This window comes from Dactylosporangium sp. NBC_01737 (genome assembly GCF_035963215.1).
Taxonomy (GTDB): Bacteria; Actinomycetota; Actinomycetes; order Mycobacteriales; family Micromonosporaceae; genus Dactylosporangium.
Window position 1 is genome coordinate 9,701,538 of record NZ_CP109153.1, and the last position, 20,966, is coordinate 9,722,503.

Sequence of the window (20,966 nt, forward strand, 5' to 3'; positions counted from 1 at the left end):
GCCGTGGAATCGTTCGCCACGTTCCTCGGATGCACGAACCTCATCGGCATCATCGGCAGCGGCCTGGTCTATCTCAACCGCGCCCGGTTCCAGGACACCGGGCTCAACTGGCGGGAGTTCCTGCTGCCGAATCTGCCGTGGATGCTGATGACGCTCGGCAAGATGCTGGTCTGGTGGGCGGTCCTGATCGCCTGGCTGGCCAGGGGCATGCCGCCGTCACCGTGGCGTGCGGTCACCGAGGACAGCCACGGGCGAGAGGTGCGAGCGATCGTCCGGGTCCGGACCGTCGCCGCCGGCTGACCAGGCTGGGCTGGGCTGGGCTGGGCTGGGCTGTCAGATGCTGTCCGGGTCGGCGGCGATGCCGTTCGCGTAGGCGAAGATGACCAGTTGCACCCGGTCGCGGGCGCCGAGTTTGGCCAGCACGCGGCCGAGGTGGCTCTTCACGGTCGCCTCGGTCACCACCAGCTTCTCCGCGATCTCGCCGTTGGTCAGTCCGCGGGCCACGAGGACGAGGACCTCGCGTTCGCGCGGGGTCAACGAGTCGAGCAGCGGTGAGGGGCGGGCGGCGACCGCCGGGCGGGCGGCGAACTCCTGGATCAGCCGGCGGGTGACGGTGGGAGACAGCAACGCGTCGCCCGCGTTGACCACCTGGATGGCCTCCAGGAGCCGGTCGCGCGGCGCGTCCTTGAGCAGGAAGCCCGCCGCGCCCGCACGCAGCGCTCCGTAGACGTATTCGTCGAGGTCGAACGTGGTGAGGATCAGGACCCGCGGCGTGTGGTCGCGGCCGGGCGCGGTCAGGTGCGCGGTCGCGGGCGCGCCGTCCAGGACGGGCATCCGGACATCCATGAGGACCACATCCGGTCGCAGCTCGGCTGTCCGCGCGACCGCCTCCACGCCGTTGTCCGCCTCGCCGACGACGTCGATGCCGTCCTGGGTGTTGAGGAAGAGCCGAAGACCGGTGCGGATCAGTTCCTGGTCGTCGACCAGCAGGACGCGGATGCTCACGGGCCCACCGTAATCGGCACGTACGCGGCGATGCGGAAGCCGCCGTCGGGACCAGGTCCTGCCGTGAAGGTCCCTCCGAGGAGCCGGACGCGTTCGCGCATGCCGACGAGCCCGTGGCCCCCGGGAGGGTGCTGCCCCGACGGCCCCGCGCCGCGGTCGGACACCTCGAGATCGATGTGGCTGTGCCCGGCCTTGAGCCGGACGAGCGCGTGGTCGGTTCCGGCGTGACGCACGACGTTGGTGAGGGCCTCCTCGACGATGCGATAGACCGACAGGCTGACCCCTTCGTCGACGACGGGTGGTACGCCGTCGATCTCGAGGCTGACGGAGAGCCCGACGGCACGGAAGGTGGCCGCCAGCTCCGCCAGCTCGGCCAGGCCCGGCAACGGCCGGTACGGTGCCGCCGGGGATGCCCCGGTAGGCGCTCCGGAACGCAGCACCGTCAGCAGCCGGCGCAGCTCCACGATGCTCTGCTCGCCGCTGGACTCCACCCGGGACAGCACCTCGGCGGCGACGTCGGGTGCCGTCGGAAGCACGTCCCTCGCGCCGCGGACGCCGAGCAGCATCACCGTGACCGAGTGCGCGACGATGTCATGGAGCTCCCGCGCGATCGCGGCCCGCTCCTCGTGCGCCGCGATCGCCGCCCGCTGTTCACGTTCGGCCCGGGCGGCGGTGGCGCGGGCACGCAGGTCGTCGTGGTGCCGGCGGCGGCCACGCAGGGCGGCGCCGACCGCCCACACAGCCACCGGCGGCGGTACCGACGTCACCGAAAGCGCCACGAGCACGACCGTGGCGCCGATCAGCGCCACCACCGACACCCGCGCGGGGCAGCGCTCGGCGACGGTGAACAGGGCGACACAGACCAGCATGCCGCCCGGGGACTCGCCCCAGGCAAAGAGGAGACCGGTGGTGGCGAGCATGGCCGCCAGCACCTGCACCGGATGCCGGCGCCGGGCGAACAGTGCGGCGCCGGCGGTCACGGTGACGAGCACCGTCGCCGGGCGGACCGGGGACGCGTCGTCGTACAGCAGGGACAACTCGCCCGCGACGCCCAACAGGACCGCGATGACGTCGACCAGCACCTGCTCGGCGCGGGGGCTGAGCCACCGGCCGCCCCCCAGCCGGCCCAGCGACCGGGGGGCTTTGAACCAGGTCATGGCTTTTATCCTAGGTCCCGGTGCCGTTCGGCGAGCACGGCGAACGCCGCCAGCCCGACGGCCCAGGCGGCGAGCGCCAGGGCGGAGGCCGCAACGGAGTGCGCGGCGCCGTGCACACCACCGGTGAGGACCTGCAGGCTGCCGAAGGGGGTGTAGTCGACCACGGAGGCGCTGATCATGCCGACCAGCGACGGCACGACGAAGTAGACGACGATGCCGGCCACCACCGCGGCGATCTGGTTGCGGAGCAGCCCACCGAGGGCCGCGCCCACCAGCACCGACAGCGTCCCGGCCAGCACGCATCCACCCGCCAACGAGGTCAGCTGCGCCGCCGTGAGATCGGGGCCCGGATGATGCGAGGCGAGGATCGGCACCCCGACCGCGAACGCCGCCCCCGTCGTGAGGACCGCCAGGCCCAGCCCGACCACCACGGTCGCGCCCAGCCGGGCGGCGACGACGACACCCCGGCCGCGACCCGACACGAGCACCGCCGGCGCCGCGGTGTGATGCCGGTACTCGGCCGTGACCGCCACCACGCCGAAGAACACCAGCAGCAGCGGCAGCCCGCCGAGCGCCTCCTGCTTCTCGCCGACCTCATCGAGCGTCCCGGAGGCCAGCGAGACCAGCACCACGTTGAGGACCGCCAGCGCCACGGACGCGGTCGCGAACCACAACGCGGTCCGGATCGTGAGGAGTTTGCGCACCTCACCGACGATCAACGTCATGACCGCGCTCCCATCAGGTCGAGGAACACGTCCTCCAGCGAGGTGGACTGCGGCGTCAGCTCGTACAGATCCACCCGCGCCCGGCGGGCCACCTCGGCGACGGCGGGCGCGTCCAGGCCGTCGATCAGGCACCGCCCACCGGTCCCGTCCGGCGTGATCCGGCCGCCCGCACGCTCGACCGCCTCCGCAAGCCGTACGGGGTCGTCGGTGCGCACCCACACGCCGCTCGCCGGTGTCAGGTCCGCGATCGGGCCGGCATGCACCACACGGCCCTGCCGCACCACGACGATGTCGTCGACGGTGTGCGCCGCCTCGCTGAGCAGATGGCTGGACACGAGCACCGCCCGGCCCTGCCCGGCCCGCTCCCGCAGCAGCGTGCGGAGCCAGCGGATCCCCTCGGGGTCGAGCCCGTTGGCCGGTTCGTCGAGCAGGAGCACCTCAGGATCTCCCAGCAGGGCGGCGGCGAGCCCCAGGCGCTGGCGCATGCCGAGGGAGAACGTGCCGACCCGTCGACCGGCCACGTCGGTCAGCCCCGACAGCGCCAGTACCTCCTCGACCCGGGTCCGCGGCAGCCGCGCGAACCCGGCCAGGATCCGCAGGTGTTGACGGGCCGAGCGGCCCGGGTGCGCGCCACACGAGTCGATCGCCACGCCGATCGTGCGCGCCTCGGGCAGGCGATCCCGCAGCGGCGTACCGCCGAGCAGCACGCGGCCCGAGGTGGGGCGCACCAGGCCCGCCAGCATCGCCAGCATCGTGGTCTTGCCGGCACCGTTGGGCCCGAGAAATCCGGTGACGACGCCCGGCCGGACGTCGAAGGAGGCTTCGTCAACCGCGGTCAGCCGGCCGTACCGCTTGGTGACCCGCTCCGCTGTGAGCACCGCGGAGGGCGCAGGGAGATGAACCGCTTTCGTCATGTTCCCAACGGTCCCGTCCGAGGCCGGTCCAGGTCATCAACCCACGGACCACACTGCATCTGCGACCCAGGTCGCAGACCCGACCGCGCACCGGCGGCGGCCGGCCCACGGCAGCCGGCGGCTGCTTCACAGGCTGCGGGCGGCGATGTCGCCGGCCGCGGTGGTCGCGTGGATGGTCAGCTCAGGGGTGCCGCCGGTGTTCTTCAGCGAGTTGTGGATGCGGCCGTAGCTGGTGCCGGCGTCCAGCGACGCGCTGACGCCCGGGGCGGCGCCGACGCTCACGTCGCCGGCCTGGGTGCTCAGGACGACGTCGCCGCGGACGGCCTCGGTGATGCGGATGTCGCCCTTGGCGGTGCTGATCCGCGCGGGGCCGGTGAGCCGGCCGATGGTGACGTCGCCGGCCTGCGTGGCGAGCCGGGCGCCGGTGACCTCGCCGAGGTCGATCGCGCCGTGCGCGCCGTCGTAGGCGACGTCGCCGAAGCGCCCGGCGGCGCGCAGCTCGGCGCTGGCCGCCCTCACCTCCAGGCGGGAGCCGGCCGGCAGCTCGACGACGACGTCGAGGGACCCGGAGGGGCCGAGGAGCTGGTGGGCAGCGGCGGCGGTCACGATCCGCAGGACGCCGTCGCCGTACTCGACGGTGGTCTGCTCCGCGGCCTTCACGTCACGGCGCTTCGCGGCGTCGGCCGGCAGGACCCGGACGGTGGTGTCGGCCCGCTCACCGGCGACGAACTGGACGCGTCCGGCAGGGATGTCGAGGACGGCGGCGATCGGGGCGGGAGTGGCGTACGTCTGCATGGTGCTCGCTCCTTGGCTCTGTGCCCGCCGCTCTGGCGGTGTAGGAGCACCATCCCGGCCGGCGCTGACACCCCACTGACACCGCGCAGACACGCAGCCCCGCCCGGGGCCGGCCGGTGTCAGTGCGGCCGCCGGTCCCGAGTGGTGGCGCCGCACGCTGCGCGACGAGCCCTGCCCGGACACGTACTTCGACGTCCCGCCGTAGCAGGGGCGCCGCCGAGCAGTACCGCGCCGGCAACGTCTTCCTGGCCGGCGACGCCGCACACGTCCATCCACCGACCGGCGCCCAGGGCCTCAACACCGGCGTCCAGGACGCCTACAACCTCGGCTGGAAGCTCGCCCAGGTGCTCGCCGGAGCCCCGGACGCCCTGCTCGACACCTACGAGGCCGAACGGCAGCCCGTCGCCGCGCGCGTCCTGGGCCTGTCCGCAGGCATCTACGCACGCATGAGCGACCGGACCCTCGCAGCGGCCAGACGCGGCGACGAGGAGCGGCAGCTCGCGCTCAGCTACCGCGGCGGCCCGCTGGCCCGGGCCCAGGACGGCACAGCAGGCGTATGCGCCGGCGACCGCGCCCCGGACGCCCGGTACACCGATGCAACCGGCCGCACCGCGACGCTGTTCGACGCCTTCCGCGGCCCGCACTTCACGCTCATCGCCATCGGCGACGCCGCGATCGACGCGACCGCACACCTCGCCTGGCCCGGCGCCGGGGCGGCCCTGAAAGCCGTGCACGTCACCGGGGACGCCGCCGGCAAGGTGGCGCGCGCCTACGGCCTCAGCACGCCGGCTCACGTCCTCGTGCGGCCCGACGGCTACGTCGCCTGCACCGCACGCGGCAACGCCGCCCAGGCCATTGGCGAACACGCCGGCCTCATGCTGCCGCCGGCAACCGAAGCGGCACCCGCATAGCCGATGCCGGCGCAGGCGGGTGCGGGCATCCCCGTACCACCGACGCCGCCGAGCGGAACAGTGTGCCTGGTCATGCCGGGCGGACGTCCGGCCCGGTGGGGCGGGCGTCATAACGCGCCCGCGCGGCGAGCACCTCGACCAGGTTCTCCTGCGCCCAGTCGCGGATCGAGCCGAGCAGGCCGGCAACCCGGTGGCCGAGAGGCGTGAGCTCGTAGTCCACCCGCGGCGGGATCGTCGGATACTGGGTCCGGGTCACGAACCCGTCCCGCTCCAGTTGTCGCAGCGCCTGGGTGAGGCTCTTCTGGGTGACGCCGTCAAGCCGCCGCAGGAGCTCTCCGAACCGCATCGGCCGGTCGATGAGCGCCCCGACGATGAGCACCGTCCACTTGCTCCCGATCACGTCCAGCACGCCCCGCGAAGGGCACGACCGCAGGTACGCATCGGCACCGCCGAACTTCCGCAGGTCACCGATAGTTTCCACGAGGTACCTATATACCATCGAGGTGCCTACTCGCCAGCGGACACCACGCCTGCAACGATTTTCGCCATGCCAACGTCACCAGCCCGGACCGTACTGGTCACCGGCGCGTCGAGCGGCCTGGGCCGGGCAACCGCACAGGCCCTCGCCCGCACCGGGGCGACGGTGCTCGTCCACGCCCGGACCGAGGCGCGCGCCGTCGCCGCCGCCCACGAGCTCGCAGGGGTGCCGGTGTGGGCCGACCTCCGCTCCGTGGGCGGGGCCCGCGACCTGGCCGAGCAGGCCGTCGCGGCCACCGGCGGCGAACTGCACGTCCTGGTCAACAACGCCGGCGGCGCCGCGGCACGCCGGGACCTCTCACCCGAGGGCGTGGAACGCACCATCGCCGTCCACCACGTCGCGTCGGCCGCCCTCACCGCCGCACTGCTACCGGCACTGCGCCGCGGCGCCGTCGCGTCCGGGCGGCCCTCCCGCGTGGTCAACATGTCCTCGGCCGTGGAGCGTTTCGGCCGGCGACTGGACGACTGGACCTACCCGCGGCGGTTCAGCCAGTGGCGGGCGTACTGCGACGCGAAGCTGCTCAACCTCGCCTTCACCTACGCCTTGGCCGCCCGGCTCGACCAGCACGAGATCACGCTCAACGCCGCGGACCCCGGCAACGTGGCCACCGGCTTCGGCCGCAACGGCGGCGTGTTCCGGCTCTTCCAGGGGCCGGCCAGGTTCCTGCTGGCGACCCCTGAACACGGCGCGCGCACGGCGGTCGCCCTGGCCGACGGCGCCGGCCTCGACACCCGGACCGGCGGCTACCACGCCAAGGGCAGACCTGCGGTCTCCTCTGCCACGTCGCGTGATCCGGTGTACGGCCGGCAGGTGCTGGCCGACACGGTCCGGCTGCTCGAACGGGCCGGCCTCGGCCCCGACCCGTTCCACCCCACGACCTGAACATCCCCCGGCGGGTCGCCGGCATGGACCGGCTGGTGGAGCTCGCCGTCGCGGCGCTGCACTGGACGCTCACCGATCGCAGCCGGCCCGGCCGGCGCGACAGCCGCGGCGCGCCGGTCACGGCCACGGTTTCCAGGTGCGGGGAGCACGGGTACGAGCTTCCGTCCCGGCGGCATCTGCTGGCGGTGCGAGGAAGGCTGACGTCCCGCGTCCCGCCACCTACAGGGGGCGGATGTTGTGGTTGCCGGTGAACAGGTTGCCGGGGTCGTACCGGCGCTTGACCGCCGCCAGCCGCTGGCGGGTCCCCGCCGGGTAGACCGCGGCGACGTCGTCGTCGGTGGCGGAGGCGAGGAAGTTCGCGTAGGCGCCGCTGACGTGCGGGGTGAGCCGGTGCCAGATCCCTTCCAGCGCGGGCCCGACGGCGGCGACGACCGGCGCCGGGCCCGCGACGGTGGTCGCGAACATCAGCTCCGCGCGGCGGTGCGCGTAGGCGGTGGCGTCGGCGGGGACCCGGGCGACCGCGCCGCCGACGCTGCGCAGGGCGATGAACGGCGACCCCGGCGCCGCGCCGACCTCGGCGAGGATGCGCAGGACGTCGGGCACCGACGCCCCGTCGACGAAGGCGCTGCGGGTGACCAGCCGGATGCCGGGTGGCGGGGTGACGCCGTCCACGAGCGTGTCCTCGTACGGTGTCAGCGCGACGTCGTCGTCGAGCACTGTGCCGAGGCCGCGGATCGGGTCGATGGCCCGGGCGGCGAGCGCCGCGTCGTCGCCGTCGAAGACGACGTGGATCTCGACCGGCGCGTCGGGGCCGCCGGCAAAGGGGTTGGCGAAGCTCGCGATCGAGGTGAGCTCCTCGGGGGCGGTCCGCAGGTGGTCCGCCCACCCGTGCAGCACAGCGGTCACCTCCGAGGCCGGGAAGGTGATCCTGCCGTAGAAGACGTCCGTGGTCGGGTGCGCCGCGAACTCGAAGGCGGTCACGATCCCGAAGTTGCCGCCGCCGCCCCGGATCGCCCAGAACAGGTCGGGGTGCTCCCCCGCCTTCGCGCGCACCACGTCCCCGGCCGCGGTGACCACCTCAGCCTCGAGCACGCTGTCCAGGGCAAGGCCGTACTTCCTGACCTTCCAGCCGATGCCGCCGCTGAGCGTCAGCCCGCCGACGCCGACGCTCTTCGTGTCGCCGGAGGAGATCGCCAGCCCGTGCGGGGCGAGGACGGCCGCGACCTGCCCCCAGGTGGCGCCGCCGCCGATCCGCACGCGATGCCCACCGGTGAGCTCCACGGTCGCGAGGTTGCCGAGGTCGATGACGATGCCGTCGTCGTTGGTGCCGAAGCCGGCGAAGGCGTGGCCGCCGCCGCGCACGGACAGCGGCAGGCCCGCGGCCGCGGCGAACCGGACGGCGGCCTGCACGTCCGGGACGTCCTTGGGTCGTAGCACGTAGGCGGGGCTGCCCGGCACCAGCACCGAGCTTCGCACCGACGCGTACTGCGCCGCGCCGGGCTCGATGATGTCGCCACCGAAATCACGGTGCAGGGTTTCCAGCGCTGAACTCATGAGATGGTTCCTCCCACAGGGGCCGTTCTGACGTGCATGAAGACACCGGCCACCCGGCACCTGTGACGACGGAGGCAGTGACGTACACCACCGATCGCGGGTGTCACACGCAGGACGGCGGCGGCGTCTCGTGGGTGTGACAACGAGACCGAGCGGGCAGGGGGCGGCGATGCAGGAGCGCAGTGAGGGCATGACCGCGGCCACGGAGGCGTTCATCGCCCATCGCAACCTGCTGTTCACCGTCGCCTACGAGATGCTGGGCTCGGCCGCCGACGCGGAGGACGTCCTGCAGGAGACGTGGCTGCGGTGGGTCGGCGTCGACCTGGACACGGTGCGGGACCAGCGTGCGTATCTGGTCCGGATCACCACCCGGCAGGCGCTGACCCGGCAGCGGACGCTGCGGCGGCGCAAGGAGTCCTACGTCGGCCCGTGGCTGCCCGAGCCGCTGCTGACCGCGCCCGACGTCGCGGAGGACGTCGAGCTCGCCGACAGCGTGTCGATGGCGATGATGCTGGTCCTGGAGACGCTCCAGCCGACGGAGCGGGCGGTGTTCGTGTTGCGGGAGGTGTTCGACCTGTCCTACGACGAGATCGCCGAGGCCGTCGACAAGACCCCGGCGGCGGTCCGCCAGATCGCACACCGCGCTCGAGCCCACGTGGCGCAGCGCCGCCCGCGCGGGATCGTCTCGGCGGCGGAGACCCGCGACGCGCTCGGCGCGTTCCAGCGGGCGGTCGAGACCGGCGACCTGCAGCGCCTGCTCGACATCCTCGCCCCGGACGTCGTCCTCGTCGGTGACGGCGGCGGCGTGGCGAGGGCCGCCCTGGCGCCGCACGTGGGCGCCGGCGCGGTGGCCGAGGTCCTGGGCCGCATCGGCCAGGTGGTCGAGCTGCAGCACGCGCAGGTCAACGGCTACCCGGCGCTGATCTTCCGGCGGGACGGCCAGGTCGACACCGTGATGGCGGTCCGCGTCGACGACGGCCGCATCACCGGGCTCTACGCCGTTCGCAACCCGGAGAAGCTGTCGTTCATGCAGCGCGAGACGACCCTGAGCCGGTGAGCTGCCCGGATCGCCCACAGGATGGCGTTCCTGACCGGTGCGGGCGTGCCGGAGCGGGAGGCGCAGATGGCGATACTGGCCTGGCGCACCGCGTCACGCGTGCCTGACAAGTCGGCTGCACGCCGGTGTCGGATCCGGGCCGGGGCGTTCGTAGCAGAGATGAGGGCCGCCCACGAAAGGGCGCCACCGTACTCGCGGAGGACAGCGCCATGACCGCCACCTACACCTTCGACGTGTTCTGCACCCTTGACGGCTTCGGCTCCTACGACAGCAGCGGCGACTGGGGCGGCTACTGGGGCAAGCAGGGTCCCGAGTTCCTCAGCCGGCGCCTGGCCCAGTACAGCGTGGAGCAGCGGCTGGTCCTCGGGGCCAGCACCTTCCGGGACTTCGTGCACTTCCTCGGCCCGGGCTCAGCCGAGTCACTGGTGGACGACCCGATCAACACCCGGATGAAGCACATGCCGACCACCGTGGTCTCGTCCACGCTGCGCGGACCCCTCGACTGGCCGGACGCGACCCTCGCGACCGGCGACGCCGTCGACATCGTCGCCCGCCTCAAGGAGGAGTCCACGGTGCCGTTGCGCTCGCACGGCAGCCTGTCGCTGAACCGGGCACTGATGGCCGCCGGCCTGGTCGACCGCGTCCAGCTGACGATCTTCCCCGTGATCAGCGGCCGGACCGGAACGGACCCGGTCTTCCGGGGAGCGGCGGACTTCGACCTCGAACTGCTCGACAGCAGGACGCTGGACGGCCGCACCCAGGAGCTCACCTACCGGCCCACCCTGCACGCCTGAACCCGGTCCCGGCCGACCTGTGCCGGGGCCGCCCACCGGGCGCACCGGCGTGCCGCAATGGCCGCGCAGACGGGTCGCCGTGGCCCAGAGCATCGTGCCGACCGGGTGCATCGGGGCGGCGGTGTCCATGCGCGCCGCGAGGGCGGTGAGCCTGCCGTCAGTTCTCGGACTGCCGCGGCCAGGTCCAGGCAGGGACCTCACGGATCGGATGCAGCTGGTCGTCGGTCTCGGCGTGCGAATTCTGCTGGGCCACGAGGGCGCCGAACTCGAGGTGCTCACGCACGGCCGCGCGGAAGGCGTCGTCGTCCGGCAAGCCGGCTTCATCGATCGCTTCGCGGTACAGGGCGACGAACCGTTCCCGCTGCTCGTCGGTGATCTTCAGATGGCGGTGGACGTCAATGAGGTACTGAAATCCCGGGCCGGTGGTGAATCTGTCCGGGCCGCCGAAGGACTCGGCGGTGAACCACGTGAGGCGTTCGACGTGGCTCGGCCGACGGGCGGGGAACACACTGCGCAGCACGGGGTCGTCCAGCACCTTGGTGTAGAACAGTTCCTCCAGGCGATGCAGCGCCTCGTCGCCGCCGGCGAATTCGTACAGCGTGGCCATTGCCTCGTCCTCCGTAGTGTGGGGCTGAGCGGCGGGCGTGTTCATCGAAGATCCGATCGCTGCGACCGTACCCCGTGGTGAAAATGTTGGCCGGGTCGATGTCGACCGGAGTTGTCGTATCCGGGCCGCGTCGTTCGTAGCTGAGGTGAGAGGCTGCCCAGCAGGGCGGTCACGACCACAGGAGGTGCCGGCCGATGCCGCATCCACAGGCCAGGATCCACCGCATGTACGAGCTCGTCGAGCCGATCGCCACCGTCACGTTCTCCGAGGTGCCGAACGAGGCGTTCCTGGCCCTCGGCATGCGCAACTACTGGGACGGATACTTCGCGGGACGGGCCGCGCCGCTGGGATTGGCACCGGCCGAGGTGGTGCACGCGGTCTTCTACAACTTCGCCGATGGCGAGGTGGCACGCCACATCCCGTGGGTCTGGGGGGAGACCACCCCGCAGGAGGCGATCGCCGTGCGCGAGCGGGGCAGCGCCGCCGCGCTCCGGCAGATGATCGGGGAGCTCGCGGATGCTCCCGGTCTGGTGCGGGTCGCCGACCTCGCCACCCGGGCAGCGATCAGCGCGCCGACTGAGGGCCGGGCGTTGTACGCCGGGCTCCGGGCGCTGCAGGTGCCCACGGAACCGGTGGCCAGGCTCTGGCACGCCGCGACGCTGCTGCGGGAGCATCGCGGCGACGGTCACAACGCCGCCCTCCTCGCCCACGGCATCGGCGGCACCGAGGCCCACGTCCTGCTCGCGCTCTCCCTCGGGATGAGGCCGGAGAAGTTCGGCCGGATCCACCACCTGCCCGAGGCGCAGCTGGCCGCGGTCATCGACGGGCTGCGCGGCCGCGGCCTCGTGGACGCCGCCGGCGCGTTCACCGACGCGGGCCGGGAAACCAAGGAGCGGATCGAGGCCCTCACCGACGAGCTGGCCGCACCGGCGTACGACGCGCTCAGCGCGGACCAGCTCGACGAGCTGATCGCGGGGCTCGAGCCGATCGCCGCCGCCGCGCAGGCCGCCAACGAGTGAGCGGATCGCATGCGAGGGTCGGCGTCAGCGCTTCCAGGGCAGGAATCCGCGTTTGCGTTGGGGCGGGAGCTGCGGCAGCGACGCGACGAGGAAGACCGTCCCGGCGATGACGTTGCCGGGAGCCGGGTCGACCGTGCCGGCGTGGGCGGGCAGGCACACGTCGGTCTCGAACACGCCGCAGTGCACGCGGGCGGCGATGAACTGCTGCCCGGTCGCCACGACGGTCTTTCGGGCCGCGTGCAGGACCGTGCCGTTGAGGCGGGCGTACGCCTCGGCGTTCTCGCGGGCACCGAAGAGGCCGTATGAGATGAACGAGTTCGCCGCCATGCGTGGCGGCCACGGCCAGCCCTGCTCGACGTAGTGAGCGGGCGGCTCGTCCGGCTCGCCGGAGGACCGCGGGCTCAGCAGGCTGTCGTCGGACGTCGCGAACGCGTCGGCGTCGGCGTGGACGGCCACTTCGACGCCCAGGGCGACGACGGTCGCCAGGCCGCCCAGCGGGGTCGGCGGCAGCAGCCGTCGCTGCTCGAACTCGGCGGTGAACGCCCCGATCTTCTCACCGTCGTCGACGACATCGGCGACCGTGACCTGGTCGTTGGCGTTGCGGACGTTGGCGAGCACCGGGCCGGGCGTGCCGGCGTAGGACGGCAGGAACTCCACGACCTGCCGGCCCCTTGTGGCCACCACGATGCGCGCCCCGCTCGGGTCCTGCCACCGGTGGACGGTCAGGTCGCCGCTGTGCCCCAGGACGTCGGCGCGGCCCAGCGCGTCGGCGATGAGGCGCTGGACGTCGTCGCGGTTGTCGAAGGCGAGACCGACGCATTCGAGGTTCGATGCCACGCGCGAACCGTAGTGGCCGCGGCCATCGGCCCGCACGCCGGTTTCCAGATCATGGCAGCGGCACGACCGCGCCCGGGGAGCAGCGCACCTTCCTGCCGGCGCGGGCTACATCGCGATGGCCGATGCGGAGGGGAACGAGTGCTGCCTGGACTGAACGACGGGGAACTTCACCCCGGTGAGGTCTTCGGAGACGGCCCACAGCCGCTGTTGGACGGCCACCTCGTACGACTCCGGGCTGGAGGTGACCAGCCGGGGGTGGCCCATGATCTCGTTGCGTCCGCCGGGACCGTAGTACTGGCCGCCGAGCGCGGCGGGGTCGGTGGCGGCGCGCAGGGTCGGCAGCGCACCCATCGCCGGCGTCTGGGTGATCAGCGGCGCGAGCAAGGTGAGCGGAAGCCGGAGGGCCGCGGGGGTGTTGCGGGCGAGCTCGGTGCTGGACATGCCGGGGTGCGCCGCCACTGCGACGGTGGTGCCGTGCGTGGCGAGCCGGCGCTGCAGCTCGTACGTGAACATCAGGTTGGCCAGCTTGGACTGACCATAGGCGCCGACCCGGCTGTACGACCGCTCCCACTGCAGGTCGTCGAAGTGGATCGCGGCCCGGATGCGGTGGCCGGTGCTGCTGACCGTCACCACGCGCGAGCCGGTCACCGGCAGCATCAGGTCCAGCAGCAGCCCGGTGAGCGCGAAGTGGCCGAGGTGGTTGGTGCCGAACTGCATCTCGAAGCCGTCCCGGGTGGTCTGCTTCGGGGTGTACATCACGCCGGCGTTGTTGATCAGCAGGTCGATCCGGTCGAGCCGGGACCGCAGCGCCGCCGCCGCGGTCCGCACGGAGCCGAGCGATGTCAGGTCCAGCGCCTGCACGGTCACGTCGCCGGTCATGCGGGCCGCGGCCTGCTCGCCCTTCTCGACGTTGCGCACGGCAAGCACCACCGACGCCCCGCGCTCGGCGAGCGCCTTGGCGGTCTCGTACCCCAGTCCGGTGTTGGCCCCGGTCACCACGGCCACCCGCCCGCGCTGGTCCGGAATGCTCGCCGTCGTCCACTTCTCGCTCATGTCAGTCTCCCAACTCGCTAACGTACCGAAGGTATCTTGTGCCGAGAACGTTAAAGTACTTTCGGTACGTTGTCAACGTACCGCAGGTACCTAAGCTAGGCTGGCGATCGTGACGTTCCAGCGGGCGCGAACCGAAGAGCAGCGGGAGATCCGCCGACGGGCAATCCTCGACGTGGCGTCGGCGATGCTCGACGAGATGCCCGTGGCCGCGGTCACCTTGAACGAGCTCAGCCGCCGGGTAGGCCTGGCGAAGCCGAACGTGCTGCGCTACTTCGAGTCCCGCGAGGCGGTGCTGCTGGAGCTGCTGGACCACTTCCTGCGGGAGTGGCTGACGGAACTGACCGGCGAGTTCGCCGCCGGCATCGACGAGCATCTCCCCATGGCCGAGCGGGCGGCAGCGGTGGCCGAGATCCTCGGCCGCTCACTGTCCAGCCGAGTGGTGCTGTGCGACCTCTTCGGCGCGCAGGGCGGCGTCCTGGAGCACAACGTCTCCGTCGAGGTCGTAGCACGCTACAAGCGCGCCTCCCTGGACCGCCTGACCACCATGACCGACCTGATCCAGCAGTACCTGCCGGAACTCGGCGAGAACGCAACACTGTTCAGCCTGCAGACCATGGTCCTGGCCGGCGCGCTGTCGGCGTACAGCACGCCCCCACCCAGCCTGCAGGCGGCCTACCAGGCCGAGCCCGAACTTGCCCGCTTCCACCTGGAGCTGAGGGACTCCTTGAAGCTGGCCCTGACCGCAACCCTCCTGGGCGTGCTCCCGCGGTCCATTCCGGCGTCGCCGTAACTGTTGACAAACCTAACTGTATTGACGTTCCCTGATGTAAAGGTCGACGTCGGTGGACGGACCGGTCGTCAACAGATGGCTCTCGCCTGCCGAAGGAGCGACATGACCATCCGAAGAAGACTGGCGGTCCTGGCTACCGCCCTCCTCACCGTCCCGCTGATCACCGTGATCTTCTCCGCCTCGCCGGCCAGCGCCCACGGCTGGATCACGAGCCCACCGAGCCGCCAGGACCAGTGCGCCACCGGTGTCGTCGCGAACTGCGGCTCCATCCAGTACGAACCGCAGAGCGTCGAGGCACCCAAGGGCTCCCGGAACTGCAGCGGCGGCAGCAGCTTCACGGTGCTGGACCAGGAGAACAAGGGCTGGCGCGTCACGAACATCAGCAGCTCGACGACGTTCTCGTGGCGCAACACCGCCATGCACCGCACGCTCAACTGGCAGTACTACGTCGACGGCAACCTGCACCAGACGTTCACCAACGGCAACGCGCAACCGCCGCAGGTCGTCAACCACAACGTCACCGGACTGCCCAGCGGGCGGCACAAGGTCCTCGCCGTCTGGAACATCTACGACACCCCGATGGCGTTCTACGCGTGCGTCGACGTCAACGTGGGTGGCGGCGGCGGTGGCCCCACCACCCCGCCGCCGACCGGCAGCTGCGGCACGGCGTGGAGCGCGTCGGCCGTCTACACCGGCGGCATGACGGTCTCGCACAAGAGCCGCAAGTACACCGCGCGGTGGTGGACCCAGGGCGAGGAGCCGGGCACCACCGGGGAGTGGGGGGTCTGGCAGGACAACGGCGCCTGCTGATCCGGAATCTACTGATCAAGAACAGGGCCGTCCGGATCGGGGCACCCCGGTCCGGACGGCTCCGATCACCCGATCGAGCGGAGCCCGCGCCGATGAACCTGAGCCTCGTGACTTGGCGCCGACTGACCGTCGCGGCCGTTGTCGTGGTGGCCGTCGCCGGTCCCGGTCTCGCGGCGTGTTCCGGCACGTCGCCCGGTTCCGGCCGGGCGCCTGCCGCGGAGCCGACCTCCGCCGGCCACGAGCACCAGCACTCCGCCGGCGGACCGGTGGGGTCCGGCGCGCCGGGCGGGACGGTCGTCGTGCATGCCGCCGACGAGTTGCGCGCCACGTTGACCCAACTCGCGCCGAAGTTCGAGGAGGCGTTCCCGGGAGTCCGTGTCGCGGTGGAGTACGGCCGCGGCTCCGAGCACGCCGGGCACATCCTCGCCGGCGCACCGGTCGACGTGTTCGTGTCCGCGGACGCGGTCGCCACCGCCCAGGTCGGCACCGGGCACGTCCGCGGTACGCCCGCCGTCGTCGCCCGCAACCCGATCGTCATCGCCGTCCCGCCGAGCACCGGGATCACCGGCGTCGCCGACCTTCCCGGCACCCGGGTGGCGCTGTGCGCCGAGACCACCCCGTGCGGCCGGATGAGCCGCGCCGCGCTCGTCGCCGCGGCCGTCGACGTGCGCCCCGTCTCCGTCGAACCGGACCCGGCCACCGTCCTGACCCGGGTCCGCACGGGCGCCGCCGACGCCGCCCTCGTCTACCGCACCGACGTCGTCGCTTCCGGCAACGACCTGCGCGCCCTCGACTTCGCCCAGGCGCTGCGCATCGCCGACGAGTACACCGCCATCAAGGCCTCGACCGGCCTCAACACCGTCGGCGCGGACGCGTTCGTGGCATTCCTCGGCTCCGCCCTGGCCCGGCACATCTTCGCCGACGCCGGCCTGTCACCCACCTGACCGACGGATGCGCCGGTGAGCGACATGCGCTAGTCAAGGTTGCCGACTCTTACATTTAATAGTGTTAACTGATAGCTTCCTTGCCATCGATCCATCGATGGTGAGGAGTTCAATGAGATCTCAGCGTCGTAAGTTCGCACTGGCAGCGGGCGTGGCCCTGACCATCGTGACGACCATGGTGCTCGTGCCCACGCTCCAAGCACAGGCCGGCAGCACCGCGGTCCAGGCCGCCTGCACCGCCCCGGTCTGGGCAGAGGGCAACACCTACACGGTGGGCACCCAGGTCACGTACCAGGGCCACACGTACCGTGCACTGCAGACCCACACCGCCTATCCGGGCGCCGGCTGGACCCCGTCCACCACGCCGGCGCTGTGGACTGATCTCGGCACGTGCACCGGAGGCGGCGGCCCGACCACGCCCCCGCCGACCACGCCGGCGGGCACGCCGGGGGTCCCGGGCAACTTCCGGGTCACCGCGACCACCAACACCAGCTTCGCCCTGGCCTGGAACGCCTCGACGGGCACCGTCACCGGCTACCGCGTCTACGAGGGCAGCACCGTACGGGCCACCGTCACCGGCACCACCGCCACCGTGTCCGGGCTCACCGCCGGCTCCACCCACACCTACACCGTCAAGGCCTACAACAACGTCGGCGAGTCCGCCGCGTCCAACAGCATCACCGCCACCACCACCGGCGGCACCACCACCCCGAGCGGGTTCGCCGCAGCGCCGTACCTCTACCAGTGGGGCGACCCGCCCAACCCGCAGACCATCCAGTCCGCGACCGGGATCCGCTGGTTCACCCTCGCGTTCGTCCTGTCCGGCGGCGGCTGCACCCCCGCCTGGGACGGCACCCGCCCCCTGACCGGCGGCGTCGACCAGACCGTCATCAACCAGGTCCGCGCCGGCGGCGGCGACGTCATCCCCTCCTTCGGCGGCTGGAGCGGCAACAAACTCGGCCCCAACTGCTCCACACCCCAGGCCCTCGCCAACGCCTACCAGACAGTCATCAACACGTACAACCTCAAGGCCATCGACATCGACATCGAAAACACCGACGAGTTCGAAAACGACACCGTCCGCAACCGCATCGTCGACGCCCTGAAGATCGTCAAGCAGAACAACCCGACCCTCAAGACCATCATCACGTTCGGCACCGCAACGACCGGCCCCGGCTACTACGCCCAGCAGCTCATCAACCGCGCCGCATCCACCGGCGCCAACATCGACGTCTTCACCATCATGCCGTTCGACTTCGGCGGCGGCGCCAACATGTACAACAGCACCGTCAGCGCCTCCGAAGGCCTCAAGACCATGCTCAAGACCGCATTCGGCTGGAACGACGACACCGCCTACCGGCACATGGGCATCTCCGGCATGAACGGCCTGTCCGACCAGCAGGAACTCACCTCCGTCGCCTACTGGCAACAGATCCGCGACTGGGCACAGTCACACCACCTCGCCCGCCTCGCCTTCTGGTCCGTCAACCGGGACCGCCCCTGCCCCGGCGGCGGCGTCGTGTCCAACTGCAGCGGCATCGCCCAGAACAACTGGCAGTTCACGCAGATCACGGCCACGTTCACCGGATAAGCGCGACTGTTTCGCACAAGGGGGCTGGCCCTACAGGGCCGGCCCCTCTGCGCTCCGGCGGGGTTGGACCGGGGCGATCCATCGCAGCGGCGGCCCCGCCATCCTCCGCCGGGGCCGTGCGCCTTCCGTGGTGGATCCATACCGGACTGCCGATCCTGCTCGACCGCTACGCGGCCCGGCACAGATCCTGACGTATGGCCGGCCGGAGGCGCAGCCGGCCGGCAGGGACGATCATCGACGGTGTGGCGGAAGCGATAGCGATTCTGGCGGCCGGGTTCTGGGCCGGAATGATCAACGTGGTGGTCGGCTCCGGGACCCTGGTGACCTTCCCGACGCTGCTGCTGTTCGGCTACCCGCCGCTGGTCGCGAACGTCTCCAACAACATCGGCCTGGTCGGCGGCGGGCTCACCGGCACCTTCGGCTACCGGCGTGAGCTGCACGGGCGTGCCGGCGTCCTGCGCCGCCTGCTGCCAGCCTCAGTGCTCGGCGGCATCACCGGCGCGATCCTGCTGCTGGCCCTGCCGGCTGCCGCCTTCCAGTTGATCGTCCCCGTACTGATCGCGCTCGGCCTTGCCATGGTCGTGTGGGGCCCGAAGCTGCAGCGGCACGTCACACAGGGACGCGACACCGGCACCGGCCACGGCCGCCTCGCGACGCTGACCGGCCCTCGCCTCGCGGCGGTCGTTGCCGGCGTCTACCTGCTCGGCATCTATGGCGGCTACTTCGGCGCCGCCCAGGGCGTCCTGCTCGTCGGTCTGATGAGCGTGCTGACCACCGAGGACATCCAGTCCATCACGGGCCTGAAGAACCTGCTGACCACGGCCGTGAACGCGGTCGCCGCGGTCACGTTCCTGCTGATCTCCGCCGGGTCCGTCGACTGGAAGGTGGTCGCGCTGATCGCAACCGGAGCAACCCTCGGCGGTGTCGCCGGAGCCCACTTCGGCCGGCGTCTGCCGCCAGTGGTGATGCGGGCGCTGATCGTCGTGGTCGGCCTCGCGGCGATCGCCCGCATGCTCCTCTGACGCAACAGCGGGCGACGTTGCGCCGGACGAGAACGACGCGCACCGTGCCCGTCCGCTTGTGCCTGCAGGAGGACTACTGCCGGTGGGGCGCCGTGGGCCCGCCGTGAACGGTGCCCGCTCGCTCGGCGGTAGAGTCCGCGGCCATGGCCGCTGCTCATGTCCTGCGGGACGTCTTCAACGCCTACCGCGCCCACCATGGCGAGGAGGACGACGGCTTTACCTTCGAAGACGAGCACGGCCCGATCAGCCGGCTGGACGTGCTCGTCTATCGGCCCACGCCGACGGCGGCTCTGACCTCGTTCGCCACCATCGGCATGGCGGCCAGCGAGATGCCGGCGGCACCGGGACCAGGCGGCGGCGGCCGGGCGGAACTGCAATTGCGGCGACGCGGGCGGCTCACGCGTTCCGACGAGAGCGCCATCGCCCTGCGGATGGCCAACCTGGCGATTCACCCGTTCCTGACGGGCATGCAACTGAACTGGGGGCACATGATCGGGTTTGACGAGGACTTCCCGACCTTTCCAGGGTGCCGGGCGGTCTTTCTTGCCGGGCCGCTGAGCGCTGAGGGTCTGGACTCCGTCCGCACCGGCGCGGGTGCTGTCCGTGTCATCAACGTCGTGCCGATCACGGACGCGGAACGTCAACGGGGAAGAACGCTGCCGGCCGTCGAGTTCGCCCAGTCACTCCTGGAGCATGTCGACGTCTTCGCCGAACGACTGCGGTAGGTCGGTCGACCGCAGACGAGCCCGGCCGGCGAGGTTGCCCGGCGGGAAGTCGGCGGCGCGGGAGGCGGACTCGGACCGGGCGATGTCGGTCAGTGCTTCGCGGAGCGTCGAGGTCACCGCGTCGTACGCGTCGCTGCCGAGTACCAGCCGGTGTGGCGGTGCATCCTCGGCCATTGCGGCGATGGCCGCGCGGGCACCGCGCAGCGGGTCGCCGGGCTGCGTGCCGTCCTGGGCGATCATCGCGGACCGCACGCCTTCCAGCATCCGGCGGTAGGCGGGGACGGTCTCGGTGAGCGGCTCGTCGGCGAACCCGGCATAGGCGTTGGTGCGGAACGCTCCTGGCTCGATCGCCAGGACGCGGATGCCCAGCGGGGCGACCTCCTCGCGCAGTGCCGCCGTCACCGCCTCGACCGCGTGCTTCGCGGCGCTGTAGTAGCCGAAGCCGGTCGCATTGCGCAGGCCGGCGACCGAGGACATGTTGAGCACCCAGCCGCGGCGGCGCTCACGCATGCCGGGCAGCACCGCACGGGTCACCGCGAGCAGCGCGAAGAAGTTCAGGTCGAACGTGCGGCGTACCGTATCCTCGGCCATCCCTTCGATCGAGCCGTACCATCCGCGCCCGGCGTTGTTGACCAGCACGTCGATCCCGCCGAAGCGCTGCTCGGCGGCGGCGACCGCGTGGCGGATCTGCAGCGCGTCGGTGACGTCCAGCGGCAGGAGCAGCACGCGGTCGCCGTGCGGCCCCGCCCATTCCTGGAGCTGCTCGGGGCGCCGCGCGGTCAGTACCACCCGATCACCCGTTTCGAGCGCGGCGTCGGCGTACGCCTGACCGAAGCCACCCGGCGTCCCGCCGGTGATGAACCACGTCCTCACGGCTCGATCACCAGCCGGGCGATGGCGGCACCGCGCAGCGTGAACCGGTAGTGCAGGTCGATCACGCCGCCCGGGAAGTCGCCCACCAGGTGCTGCACCACGTCGTAGTGCTCCTGGTCGAGCCGCGCGGCGGAGATGAGGTCGGTGGTGTAGGTGTACTCGGACGCCGCACCGGCCAGCCACGCGCGGATCTCATCCACGCCGTGATAGGTGCGGCCGTCGTCGATCACGACGGCGTCGGACGCGTACGACGCAATCGCGCTGTCCACGTCCCGAGCGTTGTGGGCGGTCAGGTATGCCGTGACGGCGGGTGGGAGGTTCATGAGGCCAACGGTGGAGTCTCCCGCAGGGAGAGGGTCAAGA

24 protein-coding genes are annotated in these 20,966 nt (G+C 71.7%); 12 read left to right on the top strand and 12 right to left on the bottom strand.

What is annotated here, in order from left to right; all coding sequences use genetic code 11:
* Positions 1 to 3 precede the first annotated feature (3 nt).
* Complete coding sequence (locus OHA72_RS44430) at positions 4 to 300, top strand: hypothetical protein (RefSeq protein ID WP_327002125.1); 297 nt, start codon at positions 4 to 6, stop codon at positions 298 to 300.
* 33 nt (positions 301 to 333) lie between these two features.
* Here OHA72_RS44430 and OHA72_RS44435 read toward each other — a convergent pair whose 3' ends face one another.
* From OHA72_RS44435 to OHA72_RS44455, 5 genes are all read right to left on the bottom strand, one after another.
* Positions 334 to 1,005, bottom strand: a complete 672-nt coding sequence (locus tag OHA72_RS44435; RefSeq protein ID WP_327002126.1) for a response regulator — start codon at positions 1,003 to 1,005, stop codon at positions 334 to 336.
* A complete protein-coding gene (locus OHA72_RS44440) occupies positions 1,002 to 2,162 on the bottom strand; it encodes a sensor histidine kinase (protein WP_327002127.1) in 1,161 nt (386 codons plus the stop codon). The genes OHA72_RS44435 and OHA72_RS44440 overlap by 4 nt, the downstream gene beginning before the upstream one ends.
* A 5-nt stretch (positions 2,163 to 2,167) precedes the next feature.
* Positions 2,168 to 2,887: a hypothetical protein gene (locus OHA72_RS44445; RefSeq protein ID WP_327002128.1), complete on the bottom strand. Its 720-nt coding sequence runs from the start codon at positions 2,885 to 2,887 to the stop codon at positions 2,168 to 2,170.
* Positions 2,884 to 3,801 (bottom strand): ABC transporter ATP-binding protein, encoded by a 918-nt coding sequence (locus OHA72_RS44450; RefSeq protein ID WP_327002129.1) that lies wholly within the window; start codon positions 3,799 to 3,801, stop codon positions 2,884 to 2,886. Before OHA72_RS44450 ends, OHA72_RS44445 begins: the two co-directional genes overlap by 4 nt.
* 126 nt (positions 3,802 to 3,927) lie before the next feature.
* Positions 3,928 to 4,596, bottom strand: coding sequence for a DUF4097 family beta strand repeat-containing protein (locus OHA72_RS44455; protein ID WP_327002130.1), 669 nt, complete (start codon positions 4,594 to 4,596; stop codon positions 3,928 to 3,930).
* Between the two features lie 116 nt (positions 4,597 to 4,712).
* Between OHA72_RS44455 and OHA72_RS44460 the strand changes: the two genes are divergently transcribed.
* On the top strand, positions 4,713 to 5,507 hold the full coding sequence (locus OHA72_RS44460; protein WP_327002131.1) for an FAD-dependent monooxygenase: 795 nt from the start codon (positions 4,713 to 4,715) through the stop codon (positions 5,505 to 5,507).
* Positions 5,508 to 5,577: 70 nt separating this feature from the next.
* Here OHA72_RS44460 and OHA72_RS44465 read toward each other — a convergent pair whose 3' ends face one another.
* Entirely contained in the window at positions 5,578 to 5,988 is a 411-nt protein-coding gene (locus OHA72_RS44465) for a winged helix-turn-helix transcriptional regulator (RefSeq protein ID WP_327002132.1), read from the bottom strand.
* 66 nt (positions 5,989 to 6,054) lie between these two features.
* Between OHA72_RS44465 and OHA72_RS44470 the strand changes: the two genes are divergently transcribed.
* Positions 6,055 to 6,927: an SDR family NAD(P)-dependent oxidoreductase gene (locus tag OHA72_RS44470; protein ID WP_327002133.1), complete on the top strand. Its 873-nt coding sequence runs from the start codon at positions 6,055 to 6,057 to the stop codon at positions 6,925 to 6,927.
* Between the two features lie 219 nt (positions 6,928 to 7,146).
* Here OHA72_RS44470 and OHA72_RS44475 read toward each other — a convergent pair whose 3' ends face one another.
* A complete protein-coding gene (locus OHA72_RS44475) occupies positions 7,147 to 8,481 on the bottom strand; it encodes an FAD-binding oxidoreductase (RefSeq protein WP_327002134.1) in 1,335 nt (444 codons plus the stop codon).
* 169 nt (positions 8,482 to 8,650) lie between these two features.
* Between OHA72_RS44475 and OHA72_RS44480 the strand changes: the two genes are divergently transcribed.
* The gene (locus tag OHA72_RS44480; protein ID WP_327002135.1) at positions 8,651 to 9,538 is read left to right on the top strand and encodes an RNA polymerase sigma-70 factor; all 888 of its coding nucleotides are present in this window, start codon (positions 8,651 to 8,653) and stop codon (positions 9,536 to 9,538) included.
* 209 nt (positions 9,539 to 9,747) lie between these two features.
* A complete protein-coding gene (locus OHA72_RS44485; protein WP_327002136.1) occupies positions 9,748 to 10,332 on the top strand; it encodes a dihydrofolate reductase family protein in 585 nt (194 codons plus the stop codon).
* A gap of 157 nt (positions 10,333 to 10,489) precedes the next feature.
* On the opposite strand, the gene OHA72_RS44490 is transcribed toward OHA72_RS44485, so the two are convergent.
* Entirely contained in the window at positions 10,490 to 10,939 is a 450-nt protein-coding gene (locus OHA72_RS44490) for a group II truncated hemoglobin (protein ID WP_327002137.1), read from the bottom strand.
* A 194-nt stretch (positions 10,940 to 11,133) separates the two neighbouring features.
* On the opposite strand from OHA72_RS44490, the gene OHA72_RS44495 reads away from it, so the two are divergent.
* Positions 11,134 to 11,958 (top strand): SCO6745 family protein, encoded by an 825-nt coding sequence (locus tag OHA72_RS44495; protein WP_327002138.1) that lies wholly within the window; start codon positions 11,134 to 11,136, stop codon positions 11,956 to 11,958.
* 24 nt (positions 11,959 to 11,982) lie between these two features.
* Here OHA72_RS44495 and OHA72_RS44500 read toward each other — a convergent pair whose 3' ends face one another.
* Together OHA72_RS44500 and OHA72_RS44505 are read right to left on the bottom strand one after the other, a co-directional pair.
* Complete coding sequence (locus OHA72_RS44500) at positions 11,983 to 12,795, bottom strand: hypothetical protein (protein WP_327002139.1); 813 nt, start codon at positions 12,793 to 12,795, stop codon at positions 11,983 to 11,985.
* A 105-nt stretch (positions 12,796 to 12,900) separates the two neighbouring features.
* Positions 12,901 to 13,848, bottom strand: a complete 948-nt coding sequence (locus tag OHA72_RS44505) for an SDR family NAD(P)-dependent oxidoreductase (RefSeq protein ID WP_327002140.1) — start codon at positions 13,846 to 13,848, stop codon at positions 12,901 to 12,903.
* Between the two features lie 109 nt (positions 13,849 to 13,957).
* Here OHA72_RS44505 and OHA72_RS44510 point away from each other — a divergent pair, with 109 nt between their 5' ends.
* From OHA72_RS44510 to OHA72_RS44535, 6 genes are all read left to right on the top strand, one after another.
* Positions 13,958 to 14,638 carry a TetR/AcrR family transcriptional regulator gene (locus OHA72_RS44510; protein ID WP_327002141.1) on the top strand — a complete coding sequence of 227 codons (681 nt, stop codon included), beginning with the start codon at positions 13,958 to 13,960 and terminating at the stop codon, positions 14,636 to 14,638.
* Between the two features lie 102 nt (positions 14,639 to 14,740).
* Positions 14,741 to 15,448 (top strand): lytic polysaccharide monooxygenase, encoded by a 708-nt coding sequence (locus tag OHA72_RS44515; RefSeq protein ID WP_327002142.1) that lies wholly within the window; start codon positions 14,741 to 14,743, stop codon positions 15,446 to 15,448.
* 107 nt (positions 15,449 to 15,555) lie between these two features.
* Positions 15,556 to 16,392: a molybdate ABC transporter substrate-binding protein gene (gene modA / locus OHA72_RS44520; protein WP_327002143.1), complete on the top strand. Its 837-nt coding sequence runs from the start codon at positions 15,556 to 15,558 to the stop codon at positions 16,390 to 16,392.
* A 151-nt stretch (positions 16,393 to 16,543) separates the two neighbouring features.
* On the top strand, positions 16,544 to 17,983 hold the full coding sequence (locus OHA72_RS44525) for a carbohydrate-binding protein (RefSeq protein ID WP_327002144.1): 1,440 nt from the start codon (positions 16,544 to 16,546) through the stop codon (positions 17,981 to 17,983).
* 242 nt (positions 17,984 to 18,225) lie between these two features.
* Positions 18,226 to 19,005 (top strand): sulfite exporter TauE/SafE family protein, encoded by a 780-nt coding sequence (locus tag OHA72_RS44530; RefSeq protein ID WP_327002145.1) that lies wholly within the window; start codon positions 18,226 to 18,228, stop codon positions 19,003 to 19,005.
* Between the two features lie 143 nt (positions 19,006 to 19,148).
* On the top strand, positions 19,149 to 19,730 hold the full coding sequence (locus tag OHA72_RS44535) for a suppressor of fused domain protein (protein WP_327002146.1): 582 nt from the start codon (positions 19,149 to 19,151) through the stop codon (positions 19,728 to 19,730).
* On the opposite strand, the gene OHA72_RS44540 is transcribed toward OHA72_RS44535, so the two are convergent.
* Both OHA72_RS44540 and OHA72_RS44545 read right to left on the bottom strand, forming a co-directional pair.
* Positions 19,686 to 20,603, bottom strand: coding sequence for an SDR family NAD(P)-dependent oxidoreductase (locus tag OHA72_RS44540; RefSeq protein WP_327002147.1), 918 nt, complete (start codon positions 20,601 to 20,603; stop codon positions 19,686 to 19,688). The two genes, OHA72_RS44535 and OHA72_RS44540, sit on opposite strands and share 45 nt — an antisense overlap.
* Positions 20,600 to 20,926, bottom strand: coding sequence for a nuclear transport factor 2 family protein (locus tag OHA72_RS44545; RefSeq protein WP_327002148.1), 327 nt, complete (start codon positions 20,924 to 20,926; stop codon positions 20,600 to 20,602). The genes OHA72_RS44540 and OHA72_RS44545 overlap by 4 nt, the downstream gene beginning before the upstream one ends.
* Positions 20,927 to 20,966: the final 40 nt, after the last annotated feature.

What these genes read in the sequence shown, in the direction of transcription:
- OHA72_RS44505 (WP_327002140.1), bottom strand. Translation starts at nt 13,848, where the DNA reads ATGAGCGAGAAGTGGACGACGGCGAGCATTCCGGACCAGCGCGGGCGG.
- OHA72_RS44470 (WP_327002133.1), top strand. Translation starts at nt 6,055, where the DNA reads ATGCCAACGTCACCAGCCCGGACCGTACTGGTCACCGGCGCGTCGAGC.
- OHA72_RS44515 (WP_327002142.1), top strand. Translation starts at nt 14,741, where the DNA reads ATGACCATCCGAAGAAGACTGGCGGTCCTGGCTACCGCCCTCCTCACC.
- OHA72_RS44450 (WP_327002129.1), bottom strand. Translation starts at nt 3,801, where the DNA reads ATGACGAAAGCGGTTCATCTCCCTGCGCCCTCCGCGGTGCTCACAGCG.
- OHA72_RS44545 (WP_327002148.1), bottom strand. Translation starts at nt 20,926, where the DNA reads ATGAACCTCCCACCCGCCGTCACGGCATACCTGACCGCCCACAACGCT.
- OHA72_RS44485 (WP_327002136.1), top strand. Translation starts at nt 9,748, where the DNA reads ATGACCGCCACCTACACCTTCGACGTGTTCTGCACCCTTGACGGCTTC.
- OHA72_RS44480 (WP_327002135.1), top strand. Translation starts at nt 8,651, where the DNA reads ATGCAGGAGCGCAGTGAGGGCATGACCGCGGCCACGGAGGCGTTCATC.
- OHA72_RS44440 (WP_327002127.1), bottom strand. Translation starts at nt 2,162, where the DNA reads ATGACCTGGTTCAAAGCCCCCCGGTCGCTGGGCCGGCTGGGGGGCGGC.
- OHA72_RS44445 (WP_327002128.1), bottom strand. Translation starts at nt 2,887, where the DNA reads ATGACGTTGATCGTCGGTGAGGTGCGCAAACTCCTCACGATCCGGACC.
- OHA72_RS44535 (WP_327002146.1), top strand. Translation starts at nt 19,149, where the DNA reads ATGGCCGCTGCTCATGTCCTGCGGGACGTCTTCAACGCCTACCGCGCC.
- OHA72_RS44455 (WP_327002130.1), bottom strand. Translation starts at nt 4,596, where the DNA reads ATGCAGACGTACGCCACTCCCGCCCCGATCGCCGCCGTCCTCGACATC.
- OHA72_RS44490 (WP_327002137.1), bottom strand. Translation starts at nt 10,939, where the DNA reads ATGGCCACGCTGTACGAATTCGCCGGCGGCGACGAGGCGCTGCATCGC.
- OHA72_RS44475 (WP_327002134.1), bottom strand. Translation starts at nt 8,481, where the DNA reads ATGAGTTCAGCGCTGGAAACCCTGCACCGTGATTTCGGTGGCGACATC.
- OHA72_RS44495 (WP_327002138.1), top strand. Translation starts at nt 11,134, where the DNA reads ATGCCGCATCCACAGGCCAGGATCCACCGCATGTACGAGCTCGTCGAG.